Genomic DNA, 22,106 nt, shown 5'->3' on the forward strand with positions numbered 1-22,106 from the left:
TGTCCCGCACGCCGGATTCCGGCGGCCGGGCGCGTTGTATCTGGTTTATTATAGCACACTATGCAGTAGTTGGAACAGAAAATTCAGGCGACCGCGGGGCGCGGAGCCGGGCGCGGGAACGATGGGCAGAAAACTATCGGGCCCGCAGCATGTTCGCAAACCGGCGGGCGGCGACCTTTGCGGTATCGCGCCGGGTCAGGAGAACAACATGGCGAATCGGGATTTGTTCTTCAAGGCTGACCCGGGAGAGACGGCCGCTGCGGATTGCGGCTTTTGTCATCTGCTCCGGCAGAAACCCGAGCCCCAGACCGTGCTCCACCAGCGACAAAACCTGATCTGACGAGGCCACCTCCATATCCGGACGGAAAATCAGTCCCTGCTCCAGAAACAGCCGCCTGTAAAACTCGAAGGTCATAGTCCCTTTCCCGTGTGAAATCAGAGGGAAATCCTCCAGATCCGCCAGACGGCGACATGCTTTTGCACCGCGGCGAAACGCACCGCCGGCCACCAGCGTTTCCTGAAACTTCAGCAGCCGTTTCACTTCGATGCCTTCCGCATCCGCTACCGGCGTGGTCACAACCGCAAAATCAATCTTCCCCTGGCGCAGCTGCTCCCGCGCCTGCGAAGTAGAATAGTTATGAATGTGAAGACGGATTCCCGGATACGCCTCGTGGAACTCCTTCAGTTTTTCTGTCAGATAGAGGGCCATCGCGTTTTCACTGGCGCCGATAGTCAGATAACCGCGCTGCAGCTCCAGCGTTTCCGCCAGAACACTTTCCCCCTGCGACAAAGCCTCGACCGCCGTTTCAACATACGGAAAAAGCTCAGCCCCTTCCTTTGTCAGCGATGCGCCCCGATTAGAACGGCAGAGAAGCTCGCATCCGAGTTCCTCCTCAAGGCGGTTCATCGTCCGGGTGACATTCGGCTGACTGCTGTTCAGCGCTTCCGCGGCCTTAGTGAAGCTGCCGCATTTGACAACAAAGTAAAATACCCGATAATGTTCATAGTTGACGTCCATATTCGCCTCCTGGCTCGCCCGGTTCAGCAGATTCACAGCCTCCATCTCCGCTGAAAGTTCATATCAAATTGATATACCTATCATCATAACAATTAATTTTACAGATATCAAGTTTTTTCATATAATGAAGATGATGATACTCCGCGGCACTCCGGTCGTATTCTGCCGGCAAGTCCGCTCTCAGTCCGGTCCGCGGTTCGGGAATTCTGATTTTCAGAGGAAGGAGCTGTATTGCAATGGTAATGAATTTGTTAGAGGCGCTGATGATTATCTGCTTCGGGCTTTCCTGGCCGATTTCGATTTACCGTTCCTACGTTTCGCGGACGGCGAAAGGAAAAAGTCTGTTTTTCGAGGTCTTCCTCTGGATCGGCTATGTTTTCGGCATCACACGCAAGATTCTGCAGCTGAACGCGGGCGACAACATCAATGCCCTGTTCTATCTGGGGCTGGTCTTCTATATCCTGAATATTATTGAAATCACTGTCGATATGGGCCTCTATTTCAGAAACAGCCGTCTGGACCGGATCCGCGATGCGGCTCTCGAGGCAGAGCTCGTGAAGGGCGAGGTCGCCGAAGACATCCTCAGCAGCATATCTGAGAATGAGGATTTCGAGAGCACAAAATAAACATCGGAGGCTGCGGCGCGGTTCGCAGAAGTTTCCGTATGCTTCCGGCTCGCCGAACTTCGACCTGCTCTCTGCCGCTCAGACTTTGCCGGCGATCAGGACGCGGGCGACAAATTCCCGGCCCTCCCGGTCGTAGGTCACGCCACCGTCATATCTTGCCACGGCGGCGTTTACGTTGCTGATTCCGTGACCGTGGAGGCGGCGGTCGCCTTTGGAGGTCGAGCGGATGCTCTGGCTCACGTTGACATTATCCCGAATTTCATTTCTGACCTCGATGATGCTTCTGTTTTCATCTGTCACAAAATATACCTCGACGGAGTCGAACCCGTTGTTCTTTGTATACTCTACAGCATTCTCCAGAAGGTTCGCCAGAATGACGCACAAATCATAGTCCGAGGTGAAATAAGGATCGCACAGGCGGCCGTGGCAGCGCAGCCGTACCCCGCTGTTGTAGGCGGCCAGCGATTTCTCGAAAATAATCACATCCGCGATTTTGTTCCCGGAACGGAAAATCGGCAGACCGTTCAGCTCCGGTCGCTCCCGGCACTGGGACAGATAATCCAGCAGCTTGTCGTTGTCACGGTGCTCCGCCAGACCGCTGATCACCTCCAGGTGGTGCCGCATGTCGTGGCGGTAACGGCGGTATTCATTTTCACGCTTTTCCAGAGCGGACAGATAAGTGTTATAGGAATCGACATACTGATTCAGACTCGCCTGCTCGTAGGACACTCTGCGCCGGGCGGAATCCACCAGGATGATAGCGAGACTGAAGGCGGCGATCATGATAAATCCGAGGACAAACAGCTGCAGAAGACGCCCGCCGCCCTCCGGCGTGTTTTCCGCGGCCACCGTCACAACATACGTAAAGAACAGCGACGCCGCCGTGATACAGATCACCGACAGACGTCCGATATAGATCCGCCAGTGCCTCTGACTCTGGAAGAACACAATCAGGAGCAGCGCCAGCGTCGCGACCAGCGCCAGAACAAAATTCGTGGACTGCGAATATTCCAGCAGCGCCTTGCGCCCGGTCAGATTCAGCAGGAACAGCACGATCACGTCCAGAAACGACTGGAGGGAGTAGCACAGACAGAACGCCAGAACACGATCCGGCAGCCTGCATCTCAGAAAGCAGAACGCGAACAGGACTGCGAATCCCGTGCTCAGAATCACCGCGTTGTCCGCTACACTGAATGGAAGACTTCCGGCGAGCGCACCGGCCCCGGCTCCGGTCTTCCCGGCATCAAACAGCACACTGGCGGCGCCTGCCGTCACAAATGCGAGTGCAGCCGCGCCTGCGGGCACAAGGATTCTGTTCCTGTCACGCACAAAATCTCCCCGGTAGAAGATAATCAGCAGCAGCGTATATTCCGCCAGCGAAAGGAACTGTGTCATCACCTGCACCATGTCAGCACCCCCATCTCTTCCTGAAGCTCGACGCACAGTAGCCGGCGTAGGCCCGTTTCACCGAAGTAAGCATTCTCTTCGATACCGGAAGCACAATATTATTGTCCATGGTAATCTCCTTCCAGGGTCTGGAATACCTCTGCACATGCTGAAGGTTGATGATGTATGATTTGTGACACTGTACAAAGAGCCGGGGATCCAGCCGGGAAACGAGTTCCTTCAGCGACCCGGTTTCCAGCTCACTTTCTCCCGTGGAATAGTAGACGCGGTGGTACCCCCGCTCTGCCTGAAAATACACGATATTGTCATCATCATTCAGCAGCTGGAGCGTCGATGCGAGGCGGGCAAAGAACGCCTCCTCGTCCACAGGCTTTGTGATAAATCCGCATACGTTTCTGCCGTAGGCCTCCGGACCAAGCTCACCGTGGCTGGTGACAAAGAGAATCAGCGTGCTGCTGCGATGAAGCTGCAGGTATTCCATCAGCTCGATGCCGGACATCCCTGTCTCCATCTCGATATCCAGCAACAGAAGATCCGGATTCCCCGGAGACATGTCCGCCCGCTCCAGCAGCTCCGCGGCGCTGGAAAAAAACTGAATTCTGAACTGTCTCTTTGTCCGGACCGCGTACGTCCGGCACAGATCGGCAAGCTCGCTGCGGGAAGCCGCGTCATCGTCACATATTCCGATATTAACAAGATCCTTCATTCAATCCTTGTCCCTTCATGGTTACGAAAACGTTTTCTTCCTGTTCACCTTCCTTTTCACCCGCGCATTTCTCCGCATCTGAAACACCGACGGTTTACCCGCCGCACACTCAACATATAATTCATGATAGCATTCCCCCTTCGCATGTCAAGATTTTTCCTCCCGTGTTCAGGAAAGATTTTCCTCCTGCGTCCACGATATCCTTCTCATTTCGCGACCGCGATATATTTTCCCTCCTGCGACCGCGAGAGATTCGCCCGTTAAATCAAAAAACCGCCCGTTAAATAAATATGAACTGTTTTTTTCTCTTCCGCAATAGTATTATATTGCCATGGGATGGATTTTAGTTTACTTTGACACGAAAGGGGTTTCGTTGACAGAAAGGGGGTCTTCCCATGGAATTACAAAGCTGGTGGGACTGGTGGCGCAGAATATTGAAATAACCTGCATACACTGCAATTAGCAATTATCAAATCGGGCGCTGTAACAACTCACAGTCCTCTCCTCAGCAATAAGCCCGTAAACAGTGAGGTGGCCGCTGCTTGCCCAGGCATGCGGCCGCTTTCTTTTTTTGTCGGGCGAACAATCAAAAGAAATCGCCGCATCTGCGACGATCTCCTCTGATTGAGTTATTGAGTTTATTATTGAGAAAGAATGTTGAAAAGAATGTTTAGTTGTGTTGTGTCATTTCCTTTTGACAGTTCTTAGTATACTCACGGAATGTGACGATCATCGGTGGATATTTCGTCGTTTCTGAGAACTTTTGTGAAGGAATCGTCACATTCAGAGTACAAAAATACCAAAACGCTGTATCAGGTATACGGAAGGACGCGATCGGAACCTTGCACCAGCCCGCTCAGAGTCATATAATACCAGCATGGCCGATCTGTGCCGTCAGACAATATTTTGTGATCTGGCCTCAACCCTTCAGGATAACACCGGCTACGACCAGTGGGTGGACGGATTCAGAAGCATCCTCTATTACGGACGCGCAAACCGGAAAATGTTCTTCCACATCTTTTTTTCTGACTACCGCTCTTCCCTGATGACCGCCCTGGACGAATACTCACACAACATCATCAGAAAAGCAATCCGCCGCTGCGCCGACGACAGCCGGATCTCTGTCTCATCCGAAACCATTAATTTTATGTCCGACTTCTATTATTTTGTGTTTATCGGAGTCATCCGGCAGGATATCTCCACGCGGTTCAGTTCAGATCCCGAACAGATTCTCGCAGGCTGCCAGGTTACGATGGAAAGTTCTATACAGAAATCACTTATGAAATTTGCAGCCGCAGGAAAATAATCTCCCCGCCCGTCGCAGGCCTTCGAGATGCACACTCCATACTCTGTGTGCATTATTCTCCCTTTTCTTTGTTCCCCTCAGCGCATATACTGGTGTATTGGAGTGCAAAAACAAAAAGGAGGAACAAAGATTGAAAAGAAAACGTGCTGTTAAATTGTCTGTTATTGTTACCGCTGTGCTGACTCTTATAATCCTGAGCGGCGCCGCATGCTATGCCGCAAATGATATTTCGAAGACAAATGTCACAGGCCTTTCTATTGAGAATGTCGATCCGGGATCCGTTCTGGAATCCGGCTCCACACAAAAGGTGAAACTGACCTTTCAGGACAACGATTCTCACGCTATCGAAAACGGGGATCAGATCACAGTTTCATGGCCGGAGTCGAGCGCCGCAGCATACTTTGTAGGATACAACAAAACAATTCCGCTGAAGGCGAAGACGAACAGCGGCGAAATCGCAGTCGGCACCGCCGTCGTGAGCAAAAGCGGCGCTACATTAACCTTTGAAGGAATTCCGCAAAACATATACAGTTTAGCCGGCTGGGTTGAATTCCAGGTGCAGGCCTGGAACAGCTCCGACCAGGAGAATACCTCCGAAGCCGCGATCACGTCGGGAGAACATTCCGTCACGGCAAAGATTCATCGCGCTGCGGCTCAGACAGATCAGCCCGAGTCTGAGGATGCGGCCTTCTACTACAAAAATGGAGGAATTTACCCTTCTGACACCGGCCGTATCGCCTGGTATCTCAACATTAACAACGGTGCAGGAATCAGCGGACTCCAGAAGGGCACGCTCCGCATCGTGAAGGTCATCGAAGGAACAACAACGCCGATTCCCGGAGTTACGTTCCGTCTGACGCGCGGCGACGGCCGTGAAATCAAATCCGGCAAATACTCCATCGATATGGTGACCGATGAAAAGGGTCAGGCGCAGATTGACAACCTTCCGATCGGCAGCTACCAGATTCGTGAAATCGCATCGCCGGATTACGTCGTATTTGACCCGGACAGCGAACCCATCGTCTTTGAGATCAAGGAAACAGATACCGAAGGACATATCGAAACAATTGAAAACCGCCCGAATACGCCGGATCCGTCTATTACGGCACCGACCGACGATAATCTCCCGGTCGTCGACCCGCCCGAGCCGGGCAATCCGTCTGATACCGTCGACCCGTCAGGATCGGATACGGGCGATACGACCGATATGGCCCGATGGATTTCCGTCCTTTTACTGAGTGTCTCGGCTCTGTCCTTTGTTTGGTATCGGCAAAGAAAGAACAATTGATTAATGCGTGCTCAGGCAGTGTTCAGGCAATGTTCACAAGACAGTAAAATGAACGCTGAACACTCTGCCGACAGATTTACAAACAGAAACCTCTTCAACATCCCGGAATGTCGGAGAGGTTTCTTTGTATTCACCGTTTGTCGTCTACTTTGTATTTCATGACAAGCCTTCTTTGCCGTTCATGATATGTTTAAAGCCTATCGAGTTGGTAGGAGTTGCCACATTTTCGAAAAAAATCCAAAAATGTGGCAGAATCCGCCCGTGAATCTTTTGAATTTTCTCTATAATTCTTGTGAAAATGTATTGTTAGTGTGTTTTTATACCCTCACTTTTCTGAGCAAGGGTTAAAACAGCATAGTTAAGCCCCTCTAACCGCCTATCTGTGTCAAAAATATAGATTATCTCCATCAAATCTGCCACATTTTTGAAAAAAACTCAGAAATGTGGCAACCTTAAACGAGAACTTTGTCCAGGCTCGAGTGAATAATCCGTCTTTTCATCTTTATAGATTACAAAAGAAAACAATTTTCGTCCGGTTCTTCATTTAAACGGCCTAGACCGGCAAGCTGCCGCCTGCGGCCATTAAGTCCGGCGGATGGTGGCGGATAATCCAGCAGTCATTAAGTCCGGCGTATGGTTCGGTGGATGGTCCGGCGGATGGCTTTGTTATTTTCCCTTCTTGCCCGCCAGCATCGGACGGATTGATTTGTAGATCACGCCGGCGTCCTCCGAACCGTATTTTTTGACCAGCGCGTTATTGATGCCCTGCTTGGTTTTGTATTTGCTGATCAGTTCCATGATCCGGTCCGCTTCATCTTTGCTTGCCGCCGGCAGAAGCTCTTTCAGTTTCTCACGCATATGCTTCATCTGAACGCCGTTCAGATCCGCACTGCGCATGACCCGCGCGCCGCGCTTTTCCCAGAAGTCAATGGCGTAATCAAAGCCTGTATCGTTGCTGACGATACAGTATTCGGCGTTCTCATTGCGGGCAATCATATATCCCAGCCAGGTCACAAGCTGGAAATCCAGCGCGTTCTTCCCGCCCGTCTTAATCGGCAGGTATTCCTTTTTCGCTCTGGAGCCTTCCAGCTTCCGGTGAACGCCGATGGAGATCGTGCTCCGCTTCTCCGAGTAAAACAGTTTAATCTCGTCCTTCTCCGTCAGGTTTTCAATTCCGCTGAATCCCCCGTTGGACACATTTTCAAAATCGATCAGATAAATCATCATATTCCTCCTATATCTCGGATCCATGGACCCATATTGTTTTTCTGATGTTCCGGCTGCTCAGTGAACGCTGAGCAGCATTGAGACGATCGTATAAACGCCTCCCGCGACAGCGATAACGGCGCCCGGCGCCGCCAGATAATCTTTGTTATATCGCCCGGCCAGCAGCAGAGCCCCTCCGAGCAGCAGCAGTGTCACGATTTCCGGATAATGCACCCCGCTCATCGCGTAAACGCCGTCACTGTTATTCGACCAGGCAGAGAGCCCAAGGCGCCGGAACACCAGATCACCCAGGCACCAGCCCCGCAGAGTGACTCCCCAGCACAGCGCGAGGAAGTCCACCAGAACCGAGGCGGTTCCCAGCCCGACCGGCCGTTTCTTTCTGTTACAAAACAGTGCCGACAGTATTCTGTAAACCACATATCCGAGCATGCACCCGAGGAAATTGGCAATCACATCATCAATGTCTGCCAGTCTCCCCGCGAAAAGCATCTGCGTTACCTCAACTCCAACGGGAATGAGTACTGCCGCGGTCAGTATGTTCCGCCATGAGTTCATTTTGCGGAAAATCGCCGGAAGCAATATCCCCATCGGAAGAAAGAGCAGAACATTAAAGAAAATCATCGTAAGACTTTCATTTGTAAAAGGCGTCAGATTGAAGGAAAAATCCGGGTCGAATCGCCAGCTTTCCGGGAAAACAAGACCTGTTATAATCCCCGCCGACAAAATATAAACGAGGAAGATGAACTCCTTCAGATACAGCAGGTGAGCTGAAATCATTTTTCTGTTACCTGAAACCGCGAGAATCGCCAGGAACAAAATATACGCTGCTGTGGCGGGAACCAGAGCCTTCGCGACAAGGGCATAGCCGCTGATAACATATGTCATCATTCATACCACCTTTTCCTTAAAACCAAATAATACTCTATGCCTGCTGGAAATAGAACAATAGAAAGAAATCTGCTGATGCCAGAAGTAATCACTTCAAAATGTGCATAAAACAGTATTAAGTTCAGTATAATAGCCAACCCTGCAATAAAAGGAAATATAGCGGTTACGCACACGAACTGTTTCCATCTTACATCCACACGGGATTTAATCCGATTTACAGTACCCCTAATCAAGCTCCCTGAGAAGATGACAAAGCTAAGTAATGCTGCAAAGAACAACGCTTTTGACGCTTTATAATTCCATCCAAGAATGCTTTTATTTTCAAGCGGGATTCGCGGTACATTATACCGAAATCCTGTTTCTTTAACAATTCTCTTAATTGCCTGTACCGATTCTATATACTGTTCTTTTGAGTTATATTTTATGCACCCTTCGCATTTAATTGACATCAGTATTTTTTTGTACATAAGAGAATCTTTTCTCCCTGGAGATATTACCGGTAAAACAATATATTCATCCAAATTCATTTTATGTCCTAAAAAAGAAATCTTTTTACTTTTTTTTAGAATCCCACTTACTTTAAATCGTATTTTTTCCGTCGCATAATATGCAGTAAATTCTTCTCCAATCCTAAATTTATGTTCATACGCATTTCCAACCAACACTGGGATTGTCATATCACTACTATATTTTTTATCCGCAGGCATTTTTCCGGTTACTAGGTCAGATTTTTCAACGCCTTTTATTTTAAAAAACAAACGATCACACTGAATTGACTTTAACGGGGTTATGAATTCTCCCTTTATTTTTTGATTCCTGCTTCTCTCATCATTACCACTGATAAAGTTTCGACTCAGTTTAAATCGCCCTTCATATTCAAGGTCCTGATTCGATACTTCCATATATGTGATATGCTTAATATTCTTGATCTTACGATAGGTCTTCATTAATATTTTCATCGAGTCCGGATCATTCATAAAATCCCCAAAATTACTTTCCTCCCCATCATAATCGTCTGTTAATGAATATTCACCGGCATTCTCATAATACACAACCTTACTGTTGTAATTTTTTATACGTTTCATCTCAATGTAATTTGACAATGTCATCAACAAAAACATTGCTGATACATTTGTTAAAAAAGCAAGTATAATTAATAAAATGCCTGTTTTTTTTACCATAACAAAACCTTAGCTCCAAAAAACACAATCCTCACGTAACCGTATATTGCTTATTGCATTATAGCATCAAAACCAAAAAAATTGTATATGTAAGAAAGGCACATTCATTGGAATATACTTTCTGTATTCTACCATATAACTTTAAATATAATATTGTTTCTTGCCTGATTAAATTCATACGCAAACAAGAAACAATATAGTCCAAGAATACAAATACTATCAAGAGGTTATCAACATCTCACTATTTTTAAGAATTATTTAGTAAAACAATTATAATATTTTCCTATTTCGAAAAACCATAAAAAATGCTACTACCAAATGCCGCACCTGTTAAATCACAGTCATTGTAATCCTAACCTGTTTCCACAGAGACTTTTCCTGTACCCCATTTTCTACCAGAAGACTTAACAGAATCACCTAAGAAGTAAAGTTTCACATTTGCATAGTGCTTATATGTTGATGTAACGTATCCTTTTGCATAGCCTTTATAATACCCATATTTCCAATGTTTATGTTTTTTGCATCTTCTTTTGAAATAACTCTTGTAACAGCTTTATGGCCTGAGGAGGAAACCCGATGATCCATCGCAAATGTAGGTGCTCCCATAATAAAAAAAACACTAAGACAAACTACAATACAAACCATCTTATAAAAATATATTTTTTTAAATTTCAAATTTATGATACTATATTTTTTTATTATCGTCAACTCTTTCTTTCCCGTCGTTTGGTCGGATTCCACAGCTGCCGCATCGGTCTTAAAGTCTGAACGGTGGGCGCCAGACCCAATCGAGTAGGAGGGGGAGTTTTCCCCCCGTCCTCTCACAGCACCGTACGTACGGTTCGCGTATACGGCGCTTTCAATAGTTGATGTGCATTCGCTGGTATGCTTCGGATAGATCATAAAATCCGATGTGTACCAGTATTTCTTTCGACAAAGCTCTGTTGACTGTGCTGGTCGCCGATGTAAACCAATACCCTCTGCGGCTGTTTGCCGTCATATAGGCATAGTATTTCGGGATTCCCAGTCTCATCAGATACTTCATCTTTGACCGCGGCCGTTTCCACATCTTCCAGATGCACATCCGGATTCGGTGGTACAGCCATCCATTGAGTTTTCCGATGCTGTTCTTCATTGCGGCTATGCCGTAATAATTTAGCCATCCGCGCATGTACACCTTGATTCTGTGCAATGCCGGAATGACGCTCTGAACCCATCTCCGGGAAGAGAGATCTTTCAGTTTAGCCTTCATCTTTCTCCACGACTTCGCATGAACGCGAACGTATATTCCGCTTCCGTTCCTTCCCCGTGCGAAGCCGAGGTACTTAAAATTTCGGATAGCGAAAACACTGGTAACTTTGCTCTTCTCTTTGTTCACGGTCAGCTTCAGCTTCCCTTCCAGATATGAAGTGCTCGTTTCCAGCAGCCGCTTTGCGGCTCTTTCGCTTCTCGACAGCAATACAATGTCATCTGCGTAGCGTACACATGGTACCCCGCGCTTCTCGAACTCTTTGTCAAACTCATCCAGATAAATGTTGGCCAGAAGCGGAGAAAGGTTTCCGCCCTGGGGCGAACCTTCCTCTGTTTCCATAACCACACCGTTCACCATCACTCCGCTCTTCAGGTACCTTTTGATGATCTGAATGACTCTCTCATCATCGATATCCTTTCTCAGCAGATTCAGAAGCCGCTCATGATTCAGCGTATCAAAGTATTTGCTGAGATCAAGACTAACCGCATAGCGGTATCCTTTCTCCGCATATTCCTTCACTCTGTTTATCGCATCCTTTGCGCTTCGTCCCGGCCGGTAGCCATAGCTTCCGTCCGAAAACTTCGGCTCGTAGATGGGCATGAGTTTCTGACTGATGGCCTGTTGGATGATACGGTCAATGACAGTTGGAATACCAAGCTTTCGTATTCCACCGTTTGGTTTCGGGATCTCGACTCTCCTCACCGGAGACGGGGTATATTTCCCACGTAATATCCTTCCAATGAGTTCGTCTTTATGCTCCCGCAAGTAAGGCAGTGCCTCCTCGATGGTCATTCCATCGACACCCGGCGCTCCCTTGTTTGCCTTCACTCTCTTGTAGGCTTTATTCATATTTCTTCTGTCCAGTATCGCCTCAAGAAGTTCCGGCTCTGCACTGTCCCTTTCCTTCCATATCCGGCGGAATGAACGGCGCGCTCCTGCATACTCTTTACGTTCCGCGCTATCCCTTTGCAGGCAGCTTTCTTTCTTGTTTTCTGTGCTCAAGTTCGTTCCTCCTTTCCCGGTCGTACTCAAGACTCCTATTGATTCGGCCCTTCACGGACTGGCCCGCTACTATGGCTTCGGCTGACTTCTCACCATTCGTTGTTACTTCAAGTCTCCTTGCTGGTGAGACCTCCCCGGGTACTCACACGTTCTTTTCCTCCATCTACCTGCCGCATTTACACTGCATGATTCCGTGCAGTAATTGGACTTTGACCTGTTTAGCGGCCTTATCCTCATACAGAGCCTCATATGCGATTTCTGTTCGTCAGGCCAGAGGTTTGCCCATGGGTTAGTATTTTCCCCACATCCGGCTTCCTTCAGATTCCACCTCACGATGGACACCCTTGCCTTCGGCTGTATCCTTCCCACTGCCGGGCGGATTCGGGACTTTCACCCTTTAGAACGTGCGCTCGCCGGGCGCACTAAAACAGCCGAAGACCGGCTCTCCGGTTACGGAGCGCCGGTCTTCGGCAAAGCAATCGGCGGTCACAGTATCTCCGCCTTCTGCAGAACCTCTTTCACCTCGGAAACAGGGATGATCTCCAGCTTATCCTTTGCCTCCTGCGGAACGTCCTCCAGATCATTCACATTTTCCGCCGGAATGAACACCGTCTCAACTCCGGCGCGCTGCGCCGCCATCAGTTTTTCAGTCAGTCCGCCGATCGGCGTGACGACGCCGCGCAGCGAAACCTCGCCGGTCATCGCAAGCTTCGGACTGACCGCGTTCCCGGTAACAAGCGACGCCAGCGCCGTTGTCAGGGTAATGCCCGCCGACGGTCCGTCCTTGGGAACCGCACCTGCCGGGACATGAACGTGCAGATCATTTTCCTCAAACAGTTTTTCCTTATCGGGGAACAGCGATTTCACAAGGCTGACGGCGATCTGCACAGACTCCTTCATGACGTCTCCCAGCTGACCGGTAATCACAACCTTGCCATTTCCCTTTGTAAACAAAGTCTCAATGAACAGAATCTCTCCTCCGGCACTGGTCCACGCCAGACCCGTAACGATTCCGGGCTTTTTCTCCGCCAGCACATGATCATGGGAGATAGGCGTCATATCCAGATATCTGCGCAGATCCTCCACTGCGACGACGACTCCCGATCCCGCCGCATCGTCGGAAGATACCTCTCCTTTTGCATCGGCCTCCTGCGAAACTGCACCTTTATCTTCGCAGCCGTCTGTGATACCGGCGGTCATGCTGCCGGCAGCCTCGGTACGGTTCTTCACGATTTCCACCGCCGCCACACGGCACAAAGTATCCAGCCGTTTCTTCAGCCCGCGGACGCCGGACTCAGCCGTGTAATCGTCGATAATCGTCCTCAGCACATCGTCACTGATCTTCAGATCCTCCGGGCGGATTCCCATGGATTCCATCGCCTTCGGCAGAAGATGCCGCCGCGCGATCTGAAATTTATCCGCCGCGGTGTATCCCGGAAAACGAATGACTTCCATTCGGTTCAGCAGCGGCTCCGGAATCGTATCCAGCGTATTGGCCGTACAGATGAAGAACACGTCGGACAGGTCATAAGGCACGTTCATATAATGGTCGGTGAAGGTACTGTTCTGCTCCGGATCCAGCACCTCCAGGAGCGCCGACGCCGGATCGCCGTTATACGATTCTCCCAGCTTGTCCACCTCATCCAGAACCATGACCGGATTGGAAACGCCGCTTTTGGCGATGCCGTCCATAATTCTGCCGGGCATCGCGCCGATGTAGGTCCGTCGATGTCCGCGGATATCAGCCTCGTCCCGCACTCCGCCGAGGCTGACACGCACGTATTTTCTGTGGAGCGCCCGGGCGATGCTTTGTCCGATGCTGGTTTTGCCTGTGCCGGGAGCGCCGACGAAACAAAGGATCGAGCCGGACTGCTTCTTCTGCAGATCCATAACTGCAATCTGCTGAATGATACGGTCCTTGACCCTCTTCATGCCGAAGTGATCCTCGTCCAGAATCTCCTGCGCCTCGCTGATGCGTATCGTCTCCGCCGGCTCCTTTTTCCAGGACAGGCCGGTGACAAAATCGAGATAATCATACAGCATTCCGGATTCCGCGCTGTTCTGATTTTCCTGCTTCAGACGGTTCAGCACCTTTTCCGCCTCCCGGCGGGCGTCCGGATTCATACCGGATTCCTCGATCTTCAGTTCAAACCGCCTCGCGTCGCTGACGTTCTCCGGATGCATCTCATCCAGCTGTTTCTGCAGATAATCCATCTGCTTCCGGATGGCGTTCTCCCGATAAGCCTTACGATAGTCCTGCTCCTGTTCGTTCTCCGCCTCAGTCGTCAGCCGGGCGATTTCGATATATTCATACATTCCCTTTTCAATCAGGTCGTTTCTGGCCGACTTGCTGTCTGTCGCCAGAATCGCGTATTTGTCCTCCGGCGGATTGCCCATCCACTGGGACATTCCTGCGGCGATTTCGTTCAGATTCCGCCACTGCATGATGTAATTGCGGGCGATGGGTCCCCACTGGAAGCCGGAGGTGTAGGCGATCAACGCCGCCTTCAGTTTTTCCAGACGCTCGTGTTCATCCTCCGGATCCGTATCGCTGATATCCGCCCGCGGCGTAACGTTCAGCTCAATTCTTTGTTCCTCGCCGATCCTCACCGAATCCACGTTCACCCTCGCCGTGGTCTCCACAATCAGATATCCGTTGGGGTTTACTTCCTTTATGACGCCGGAAACGCCGATGGGATAGAAGCTGTCCGCAGTCAGTTCCTCCCGGCTCTCTTCTCTTTTCTGCACCAGGAAGATAACGTGCTCGCCCTCCTCCGGACTCCTGCCCGCCAGCTGTGTGAACCGGTCGGTCTGAAAGAGGATACGCGCCTCCGGTACGACAATAACGTTATATACAGGTACTACAAACATCCTAATTACCTCCATTTGTTCAATCTCTAATGTAATTTCCCGGATGGTTCCATCCGATGCTTTTGCCTTTGTTAGCACTCATACCCATTGAGTGCCAGTATCAAACAGAAAATTTTCCGCCGGGTGAATTCATTGACATTCGCCGGTGCGGAATTTATAATATTTCACATGAGTAGAAAAGTATGCATATTGAAGGGCAGTCCGCGCCCTGAGGGAAACACCAACAGCCTTCTGAAGCCGGTCATCAGCGAGCTGTCCCTGTCAGGCGCTGAATGTGAAGAATTTAATCTGTATGACATGAACATCCGTCCCTGTCTCGCCTGCCGCGGGTGCCAGAAGAACTGGTCCGCACCCGCCTGCGTTCTGAACGACGACATGGACGGGATTTTCAGTTCTATGCTTTCAAGCAAACTGATTCTGCTGGCCACGCCGATCTACGTCTGGTACTGCACCGCCCCGATGAAGGCCTGTCTGGACCGGGCTGCCTACGCTCTGAACAAATATTACGGCGATGAAAAAGGCCCGTCGCTGTGGGCAGGTAAGAAAATCGCCTTAATCTCCACCTGCGGTTATCGGCCGGAAAAGGGCACGGATCTTCTGGAGGAAGGTCTGAAAAGATACTGCAGGCATTCCGACCTGCAGTATCTTGGAAAAATCGCCGAGCGTCACCTCGGATATAACGTGGAATTCATGGATGCAGAGAAGGAGCAGCGCGCCAGAGATTTCGGCCGCCGGCTTTTGCGGGAGCTCTGAAAGGATCCGCGCGCCGGGACTTTCGGCCGCCGGCTTCTGCGGGAGCTCTGAAGCGTCAGATTGACAGCCAGCGCCGGAACCTCTCCAGCAGTCCCGTTCTCCGGGATTCCGCCGGTTCTGCCGGTCTTGCGGCAACCTGCGGGATCCGGTGAATCGACTGTTTCATAAATTCATCCTGACTGCTGAACCCGCCGCTTTCACTTTCATCCTGCAGCTCCGTCTGCAGAATCCACAAAAGCTGCTGACGGATGTCCGGGTCGTGAACCGGGCAGGCCACCTCCACGCGCCGCCGCAGATTCCGGGTCATCAGGTCCGCAGAGGAAATATACAGCTTCGCCTCTTCGCCGCGCCCGAAGCAGTAAATCCGGGCGTGCTCCAGATACCTTCCGACGATCCTCTTCACGTGAATATTTTCTGTATATCCGGCCACCTCCGGGCAGATACAGCAGATCCCCCGGATGATCAGATGAATTTCCACACCGGCGTCCGACGCCTTCTGAAGCCGGTCGATCACATGCCTTTCCGTTACCGCGTTGGCTTTGATGCAGATATAGCCGTCGCTTCCCTTTTCCGTTTCCTCGTCGATATGCTTCAGCACCGTTGTCCGGATGCCGGCCGGCGCCACCAGCAGTTCTTTGTACGATCCCTCCAGATTATTCACGAGCATGTTGCGGAAAAAGGCGACGCCGTCCTCGCCGATCTCCCGGGAGGCCGTCATCAGCGACAGATCCGTGTACTGCGCGTTTGTCTTTTCATTATAATTACCGGTGCCGACCTGCGTAATGTAACGCAGACGCCCCCGCTCCTTCAGCGTAATCAGGCAGACCTTGCTGTGGCATTTATAGTTTTCGACACCGTAAATCACCTCGCAGCCCGCCTCCTCCATCATCCTCGACCATGCGATGTTGTTCGCCTCATCGAACCGGGCGCGGAGCTCCATCATCACCAGAACCTCTTTCCCGTTTTCCGCGGCACGGCACAGAATCCGGGCGATCCTGGATGTGGACGCCAGACGGTAGATCGTGATTTTAATCGAAAGCACATCCTCCCTGTCCGCGGCTTCGTTCAGCAGCTCCAGGAACGGCTCCACCGTGTCGAAGGGGAAGAAGAGAAGCCTGTCTCCCGCTGCTACCTGATTCATGATACTCCGTCCCTTCGCCAGGCTTTCCGGCCAGCGGGGAGTATACTCCGGGTACAAAAGCGGGGTCGTCAGGCTTTCCGGAAGTTCACTGATCAGCTGAAACACATATTTCATGTTCAGGGGCGTCTCATCCCGGTAGACCTGACGGTTCCGGACGCGGATACGCCGGGTGAGCTTTTCAAAAAACTCCGGGCTGATCTCCCTGTCGATTTCCAGCCGCATGATATCAAGGCTGCGGCGCTTTTTCAGCAGAGTACTGACACGGTTACGGAAATCGGATTCCTCGTCCTCAAATTTATCGTCGTCGAACTGGATATCCGCGTTTCTGGTCGCGCAGATCGTACAGCATTCATCGACATCATAGCGCCCGAACAGCTCCGTCGCGAAATGCGTGAGAATCGTCTCAATCCGGATATAACGGCCCTTCCCGGCGTCCCCTTCTGCAGGAATCAGATACGCCGGCAGCGACTCCGGAATCGGAATAAATCCGAGCGACGCCTTCCCTCCGCCGTTCTTCAGCAGCGCCGTAACGTACAGGGCTTTGTTCACAAAATGAGGAATGGGATGATGGGATCCCACAACCTGGGGCGAAATCACAGGATAGATGAACTGCCGGAAGTATGTCCCGATCCGCGACTGCTCTTCCTCGGTCAGTTCCTCATAAGTCAGATCCCGAATCGAATACCGCTCCAGCGTATCCTGTACCGACCGCCAGACCTCCTGCTTTCTGCGGATCAGGCCGGGAATGGTCTTGTAAATTTCCTTCAGCTGTTTCCCCGGCGTCATTCCGCTCTTGTTATCAATTTCATCCGGAGAAACTATGGAAAGGTCGAACAGACTTCCCACCCGCACCATAAAAAATTCGTCCAGATTGCTGGAGAAAATCGAGACGAATTTCAGTCGCTCCAGAGCCGGAACGGTTTCCCGCGCGCCCTCCTCAAGCACTCTCCGGTTAAAGTCCAGCCAGCTCAGCTCCCGGTTCTGTGTATAGGCGTAATTGTATTTCTCTACTTCAGAATTCTTTTGCACAGGTATCCCTCCCTCACGCCATACCGTCCGATAGCAATCTCTTTAGCGTCGAACCTTTCAACGATATACTGCATGATAAGGTATCCCGGGATCATTGTGTGGATCCGCTCGGGCGCAACCTTCAGAATCAGATCTGCCGCATCCTTCTGCTCAGTCAGCAGAGCCTTGCCCACCGCCTCGAAGTGTTTCCGCGTAATCACCCGGTCCTCTGCCGGCACATCACACACTCTGCGGGCCAGCTTCAGCACGGCGCGTGCGGTTCCTCCTACGCAGATGACCCTTCTGATGTCTTTGTCCCGGAACGCAGCGGACGGGATTTTGTTCTCTACCGTTGCCCGGATCCTCGCGATTCCGCGCTCTCCGGGAAGAATCTTGCGGACGCAGTCTTTGTACAGGCGCAGCGACCCGATCTCATAACTCCCCGACCGATCCACCTTCCCTCCCGCGAAGGTGACGATTTCCGTGCTGGCGCCGCCGATGTCCACAAAGGCCCCGCTGGCGCACTCAAACTCCTTCATCGCGCCGACGTATCCGTAGTACGCCTCCTCCTTGCCTGAAAGAACCTCGATGGAAAAGCCGGTGAGCTCGCTGATCCGCGCCTCCGCCTCGTCAGTGTTGCTGATGTTCCGCAGAGATGCTGTGGCGAAGACATGTACATTATCGATTTTCAGGCTTTCCAGCATGAATTTGAACTGCAGCAGTCCCACCGCCGCGCAGGACATACCCTCGTCGGTGAGGCGTCCGTCCTCCACATAGCCGGCCAGACTGGCCATCACTTTTTCCTTAAACAAAATCTCAAACCCGGAATCCGTCACATCATAGACGGTGAGACGCATGGAGTTTGAGCCGATATCGATAATTGCCTGATTCATTGTCATTCCTCCGTTCACTGTGTTTGTCTGCTCTTATCAATCAGTTTCCCTTTTCTTCCTAAAGAGATTGTAAAACAGGCATGTTAAATTTCCTGTCGGGAGGATGTTAAATTTTTGTAAACAAAAGATGTCGGACGCGAGGAGGAAGGCTCTGCCACAAAGAAAAAACGCCGAGGCACGAGTGGCACGAACGGCACAGAACAAGACTGGAATCCGCCGGGTCTGGGACACCAACCGGACATCTTCGTTTACAGGTTGTCCGGATTGAAAAATCTTCTGCCGTCATCCTCAAACAGAGGGTATCCGTTTTCCTTTGTACATTCTCCCTCACGCACCCTGGGAATCTCCGCATCAAAATCGATGGCGCAGCATTTCCCCTTCGCTTTCTTGCAATGCGGATATTTCTCGCAGCGGAAAAGATAACATTCCTTTTTCTCCATAGCACTCTCACCCCCGTACAGGTCATTTTTTTGTTAAATTTCCCCGGTAATTTGCACGCCGGCCGTTCTGTGTGTTATTATATACTCATCTGTTTACAAAACCAACACAAACCCGTAATACAATAGAGAGCAGGAGAAAATTGTATTATGAATTTACTGAAAAAAAACGATATACAGCATAAGCTCAGGATCTCGGCGCCGCTTCTGGTGTTCATGGTATTTTACATGATCTGGTTTTCGGCGCTGGAGCAGAATACCGGCAGTCACTATCATGTAATCTATTCGTCTCTGGACAGTCTTATCCCGTTCTGCGAATATTTCATCGTGCCGTATTTTTTATGGTTTGCTTTTGTTCCGGCAATTATGATCTATCTTCTGTTTGCAGACGAAACGGCCTTTCGGCGGACATCGCTGATTCTGATGGCCGGAATGCTGTTCTTCCTGATCACATCCACCATCTACCCGACGATACTCTATCTTCGTCCGGCTGAAATGCCGAACGACAACATCTTTTGTCAGATGGTGGTACGCCTGTATCAGACCGACACGCCGACGAACGTCGCGCCGAGCATTCACGTATTCAATACGCTCGTTGTGCTGGAGGCGCTGCACACCTGCCGCGGCAGGCTGGCGCGGAATCCGCTGGTTCTCATCGCAGCAAACGTGCTTTCGCTTCTCATTGTACTGGCCACGATGTTCCTGAAGCAGCACTCTGTTCTGGACGTGCTGTCGGCGTGCATCATGTTCATTGCCATCGTATGGTGTGTGGACCAGTTTGATTTCTATGAGGTCAGAAAGCCTGCCAGAGTCAGAGATGACATTACCGCATAATCCCCCCGAACGGAAGGAAATTCAGTTTGAAAGAAAAAGTAATAACCTTTGCGATCCCCTGTTTTAACTCGGAAGAATATATGGAAAAGTGTGTCGAATCACTGCTCCCCGGAGGGGAGGACGTCGAAATTATCATCGTGGATGACGGTTCCACAGACCGCACTGCTGAAATCGCCGACCGATATGCGGCGCGCTATCCGCAGATCGTCCGGGCCATTCATCAGAAAAACGGAGGACACGGCGCCGCGGTGAACACCGGAATCGCCAACGCGTCCGGCCGGTTCTTCAAGGTCGTCGACAGCGATGACTGGGCAGATTCTGCGAGCTACCGGAAGGTGCTCCGTTTCCTGAAGCTGGTCATCGAGCAGAACCAGCCGCTGGATCTGCTGGTCTTCAACTATGTTTATGAAAAGGCGGGAGCATATCACAAAAAAGTCATGCGCCCTGCGGGTCTCCCGAAGGGCAGGTTTTTCGGCTGGAAGGACGTCGGTCATCTGCAGAAGGCCCACTACATCCTGATGCATTCCATGGTCTACCGGACGGGGCTGCTCCGGGAATGCGGACTGAAGCTGCCGGAGCACACGTTCTATGTGGATAATATCTTCGCGTTCCAGCCGCTTCCCTTCGTAAAAACCATGTATTATATGGACGTCCCCTTCTACCGCTACTTCATCGGCCGGGAGGATCAGTCCGTCAACGAGAAAGTCATGATCCGCCGCATCGATCAGCAGATCCGCGTCAACAAAATCATGGTCGAGATCTTCTCCACTGCGAAGTTCCCGCATATCAAATGCTTCAAATACATGCGTAACTATCTGGAAATCGTGACCATGATCACTCATACGATTCTTCAGCTGGACGGCACCAAAAGAGCCTTCGCCAGGCGGGGAGCTCTGTGGCGGTATATTGAGAAAACCGATCCGGTCATCTATCATTTCCTGCGTCACAGTCTGATGGTCCGCTGCGTCGGGCTTCCCGGAAAAGTGGGGCATGAGATCGTATGTCGCGGCTACCGCGTGGTTCGTCTGATCTACGGATTCAATTAACGTCAGCGCTATCTGCAGAGCTGCTGTTCGGCCAGCTCTAACGCGGCTCCGATCACCTGATCCATATCGTAATACCGGTATTCCCCCAGACGGCCGCCGAAAATCACTTTAGGCTCGTTCTTTGCCAGTTCTCTGTATTCTTTGTACAGGGAACTGTTTTTTTCGTCGTTTACCGGATAGTACGGCTCATCTCCCGGCTTCCACTCCGCACTGTACTCTCTGCTGATGACGGTCTTCGGCAGCGGGTTTCCGTCCTCGTCCCTGCCGAACTCGAACCATTTATGCTCGATAATCCGGGTCCACGGGGTCTCTCTGTCTGTGTAATTGACTGCGGCGTTCCCCTGGAAATTTTCCCGATCGAGCACCTCGGTTTCAAACCGGACGGACCGGTACTCCAGATTCCCCAGACGGTATCCGAAAAACTCATCGATCGCGCCGGTATACACAATCGCGGCCGCGAGGCCGTTCAGTTCTTCTTTGTGCTCCAGATAATCCACCCCCAGACGCACCTCGACGCCCCGCAGCATATTCTCCACCATACGTGTATAACCGCCCACAGGGATCCCCTGATAGAGCGCGTTGAAGTAATTATTGTCAAAGGTGTATCGGACCGGCAGCCTGCGGATAATGAAAGCCGGAAGCTGATCGCAGGGACGCCCCCACTGCTTCTCCGTGTAGCCCCTGATCAGTTTCTCATAGATATCTGTTCCGACGAGGCTGATCGCCTGCTCCTCCAGATTTTTCGGGTCCGTGATCCCCGCCTCCCGGCGCTGCCGACGGATTTCTTCCTGCGCTTCCTGCGGCGTCACGACGCCCCACATTTTATTGAAGGTATACATATTGAAGGGCAGCGAATACAGCTCACCGTGGTAATTCGCCACGGGGGAGTTGGTGAAGCGGTTGAAATTCGCAAACTGTCCGACATAATTCCAGACGCGGGAATCGTTGGTATGAAAGATATGAGCGCCATACCGATGCACATGTATCCCTTCGATTTTTTCTGTATAGACATTGCCGGCCACCTGAGGCCTGCGGTCGATCACCAGCACGCGCTTTCCCGCCTGTCGCGCCCTCTCCGCAAATACAGCGCCGAAAAGTCCGGCGCCCACGATCAGATAATCATACTGTTTCATTGCTCTCTCCGTTTCCCTGATTTAATTCGGCACGATTTCTTCTTTGCCCGCGGAATCCGCCGGTACAAAAGCACGCGCACGACGGTTCC

The 22,106-nt window shown here is 51.0% G+C and carries 19 protein-coding genes; 6 read left to right on the plus strand and 13 right to left on the minus strand.

All coding sequences use genetic code 11. The features are described 5' to 3' along the window. Window positions 1-133: 133 nt before the first annotated feature. Entirely contained in the window at window positions 134-1,054 is a 921-nt protein-coding gene (locus tag BHK98_RS07190) for a LysR family transcriptional regulator (protein WP_158024475.1), read from the minus strand. Between the two features lie 200 nt (window positions 1,055-1,254). On the opposite strand from BHK98_RS07190, the gene BHK98_RS07195 reads away from it, so the two are divergent. Then, the gene (locus BHK98_RS07195) at window positions 1,255-1,644 is read left to right on the plus strand and encodes a hypothetical protein (RefSeq protein WP_075712887.1); all 390 of its coding nucleotides are present in this window, start codon (window positions 1,255-1,257) and stop codon (window positions 1,642-1,644) included. 78 nt (window positions 1,645-1,722) lie between these two features. Here the strand turns inward: BHK98_RS07195 and BHK98_RS07200 are convergent, their stop codons facing one another. Both BHK98_RS07200 and BHK98_RS07205 read right to left on the minus strand, forming a co-directional pair. Next, the gene (locus BHK98_RS07200; protein WP_075712889.1) at window positions 1,723-3,051 is read right to left on the minus strand and encodes a sensor histidine kinase; all 1,329 of its coding nucleotides are present in this window, start codon (window positions 3,049-3,051) and stop codon (window positions 1,723-1,725) included. Between the two features lies 1 nt (window position 3,052). After that, the gene (locus tag BHK98_RS07205; RefSeq protein WP_075712891.1) at window positions 3,053-3,757 is read right to left on the minus strand and encodes a LytR/AlgR family response regulator transcription factor; all 705 of its coding nucleotides are present in this window, start codon (window positions 3,755-3,757) and stop codon (window positions 3,053-3,055) included. 877 nt (window positions 3,758-4,634) lie between these two features. Here BHK98_RS07205 and BHK98_RS07210 point away from each other — a divergent pair. Both BHK98_RS07210 and BHK98_RS07215 read left to right on the plus strand, forming a co-directional pair. After that, window positions 4,635-5,063 carry a TetR-like C-terminal domain-containing protein gene (locus BHK98_RS07210; protein ID WP_075712892.1) on the plus strand — a complete coding sequence of 143 codons (429 nt, stop codon included), beginning with the start codon at window positions 4,635-4,637 and terminating at the stop codon, window positions 5,061-5,063. 130 nt (window positions 5,064-5,193) lie between these two features. Next, window positions 5,194-6,351 (plus strand): prealbumin-like fold domain-containing protein, encoded by a 1,158-nt coding sequence (locus tag BHK98_RS07215; protein WP_075712894.1) that lies wholly within the window; start codon window positions 5,194-5,196, stop codon window positions 6,349-6,351. Between the two features lie 666 nt (window positions 6,352-7,017). Here BHK98_RS07215 and BHK98_RS07220 read toward each other — a convergent pair. The 6 genes from BHK98_RS07220 to lon form a co-directional block, all read right to left on the minus strand. After that, the gene (locus BHK98_RS07220; protein ID WP_075712896.1) at window positions 7,018-7,575 is read right to left on the minus strand and encodes a PIN domain-containing protein; all 558 of its coding nucleotides are present in this window, start codon (window positions 7,573-7,575) and stop codon (window positions 7,018-7,020) included. 60 nt (window positions 7,576-7,635) lie between these two features. Continuing rightward, window positions 7,636-8,466, minus strand: a complete 831-nt coding sequence (locus BHK98_RS07225) for a VanZ family protein (protein ID WP_075712898.1) — start codon at window positions 8,464-8,466, stop codon at window positions 7,636-7,638. Continuing rightward, window positions 8,463-9,647 (minus strand): hypothetical protein, encoded by a 1,185-nt coding sequence (locus BHK98_RS07230; protein WP_075712900.1) that lies wholly within the window; start codon window positions 9,645-9,647, stop codon window positions 8,463-8,465. The genes BHK98_RS07225 and BHK98_RS07230 overlap by 4 nt, the downstream gene beginning before the upstream one ends. A 432-nt stretch (window positions 9,648-10,079) precedes the next feature. Further along, on the minus strand, window positions 10,080-10,355 hold the full coding sequence (locus BHK98_RS07235) for a hypothetical protein (protein WP_075712902.1): 276 nt from the start codon (window positions 10,353-10,355) through the stop codon (window positions 10,080-10,082). Between the two features lie 151 nt (window positions 10,356-10,506). Then, entirely contained in the window at window positions 10,507-11,901 is a 1,395-nt protein-coding gene (gene ltrA / locus BHK98_RS07240) for a group II intron reverse transcriptase/maturase (protein ID WP_075712904.1), read from the minus strand. A gap of 486 nt (window positions 11,902-12,387) precedes the next feature. Continuing rightward, window positions 12,388-14,772 (minus strand): endopeptidase La, encoded by a 2,385-nt coding sequence (gene lon / locus BHK98_RS07250; RefSeq protein ID WP_075712908.1) that lies wholly within the window; start codon window positions 14,770-14,772, stop codon window positions 12,388-12,390. A gap of 168 nt (window positions 14,773-14,940) precedes the next feature. Here lon and BHK98_RS07255 point away from each other — a divergent pair, with 168 nt between their 5' ends. Beyond that, window positions 14,941-15,525, plus strand: coding sequence for a flavodoxin family protein (locus BHK98_RS07255; RefSeq protein ID WP_075712910.1), 585 nt, complete (start codon window positions 14,941-14,943; stop codon window positions 15,523-15,525). Window positions 15,526-15,580: 55 nt separating this feature from the next. Here BHK98_RS07255 and ppk1 read toward each other — a convergent pair whose 3' ends face one another. The 3 genes from ppk1 to BHK98_RS07270 all read right to left on the minus strand — a co-directional run bounded on the left by ppk1 (window position 15,581) and on the right by BHK98_RS07270 (window position 19,007). Continuing rightward, a complete protein-coding gene (gene ppk1 / locus BHK98_RS07260; protein WP_075712912.1) occupies window positions 15,581-17,695 on the minus strand; it encodes a polyphosphate kinase 1 in 2,115 nt (704 codons plus the stop codon). Then, the gene (locus BHK98_RS07265; protein ID WP_075712914.1) at window positions 17,674-18,567 is read right to left on the minus strand and encodes a Ppx/GppA phosphatase family protein; all 894 of its coding nucleotides are present in this window, start codon (window positions 18,565-18,567) and stop codon (window positions 17,674-17,676) included. Before BHK98_RS07265 ends, ppk1 begins: the two co-directional genes overlap by 22 nt. Before the next feature lie 248 nt (window positions 18,568-18,815). Then, window positions 18,816-19,007 carry a hypothetical protein gene (locus tag BHK98_RS07270; RefSeq protein ID WP_075712916.1) on the minus strand — a complete coding sequence of 64 codons (192 nt, stop codon included), beginning with the start codon at window positions 19,005-19,007 and terminating at the stop codon, window positions 18,816-18,818. Window positions 19,008-19,154: 147 nt separating this feature from the next. Here BHK98_RS07270 and BHK98_RS07275 point away from each other — a divergent pair, with 147 nt between their 5' ends. Then, window positions 19,155-19,838, plus strand: coding sequence for a phosphatase PAP2 family protein (locus BHK98_RS07275; protein WP_075712918.1), 684 nt, complete (start codon window positions 19,155-19,157; stop codon window positions 19,836-19,838). A gap of 26 nt (window positions 19,839-19,864) precedes the next feature. Then, entirely contained in the window at window positions 19,865-20,884 is a 1,020-nt protein-coding gene (locus tag BHK98_RS07280) for a glycosyltransferase family 2 protein (protein WP_281247618.1), read from the plus strand. An 8-nt stretch (window positions 20,885-20,892) separates the two neighbouring features. On the opposite strand, the gene glf is transcribed toward BHK98_RS07280, so the two are convergent. Continuing rightward, a complete protein-coding gene (glf, locus tag BHK98_RS07285; RefSeq protein WP_075712922.1) occupies window positions 20,893-22,017 on the minus strand; it encodes a UDP-galactopyranose mutase in 1,125 nt (374 codons plus the stop codon). Window positions 22,018-22,106: the final 89 nt, after the last annotated feature.

Origin of the sequence: Hornefia porci (assembly GCF_001940235.1) — a bacterium.
In the GTDB taxonomy this organism is placed as follows: Bacteria; Bacillota; Clostridia; order Peptostreptococcales; family Anaerovoracaceae; genus Aminicella; species Aminicella porci.

Bases quoted from the DNA above. Each gene is read 5' to 3' on its own strand.
- glf (WP_075712922.1), bottom strand. From the start codon at position 22,017: ATGAAACAGTATGATTATCTGATCGTGGGCGCCGGACTTTTCGGCGCT.
- BHK98_RS07255 (WP_075712910.1), top strand. From the start codon at position 14,941: ATGAGTAGAAAAGTATGCATATTGAAGGGCAGTCCGCGCCCTGAGGGA.
- BHK98_RS07265 (WP_075712914.1), bottom strand. From the start codon at position 18,567: ATGAATCAGGCAATTATCGATATCGGCTCAAACTCCATGCGTCTCACC.
- BHK98_RS07275 (WP_075712918.1), top strand. From the start codon at position 19,155: ATGAATTTACTGAAAAAAAACGATATACAGCATAAGCTCAGGATCTCG.
- BHK98_RS07205 (WP_075712891.1), bottom strand. From the start codon at position 3,757: ATGAAGGATCTTGTTAATATCGGAATATGTGACGATGACGCGGCTTCC.
- BHK98_RS07210 (WP_075712892.1), top strand. From the start codon at position 4,635: ATGGCCGATCTGTGCCGTCAGACAATATTTTGTGATCTGGCCTCAACC.
- BHK98_RS07270 (WP_075712916.1), bottom strand. From the start codon at position 19,007: ATGGAGAAAAAGGAATGTTATCTTTTCCGCTGCGAGAAATATCCGCAT.
- BHK98_RS07195 (WP_075712887.1), top strand. From the start codon at position 1,255: ATGGTAATGAATTTGTTAGAGGCGCTGATGATTATCTGCTTCGGGCTT.
- BHK98_RS07225 (WP_075712898.1), bottom strand. From the start codon at position 8,466: ATGATGACATATGTTATCAGCGGCTATGCCCTTGTCGCGAAGGCTCTG.
- lon (WP_075712908.1), bottom strand. From the start codon at position 14,772: ATGTTTGTAGTACCTGTATATAACGTTATTGTCGTACCGGAGGCGCGT.
- BHK98_RS07230 (WP_075712900.1), bottom strand. From the start codon at position 9,647: ATGGTAAAAAAAACAGGCATTTTATTAATTATACTTGCTTTTTTAACA.
- BHK98_RS07200 (WP_075712889.1), bottom strand. From the start codon at position 3,051: ATGGTGCAGGTGATGACACAGTTCCTTTCGCTGGCGGAATATACGCTG.
- BHK98_RS07220 (WP_075712896.1), bottom strand. From the start codon at position 7,575: ATGATTTATCTGATCGATTTTGAAAATGTGTCCAACGGGGGATTCAGC.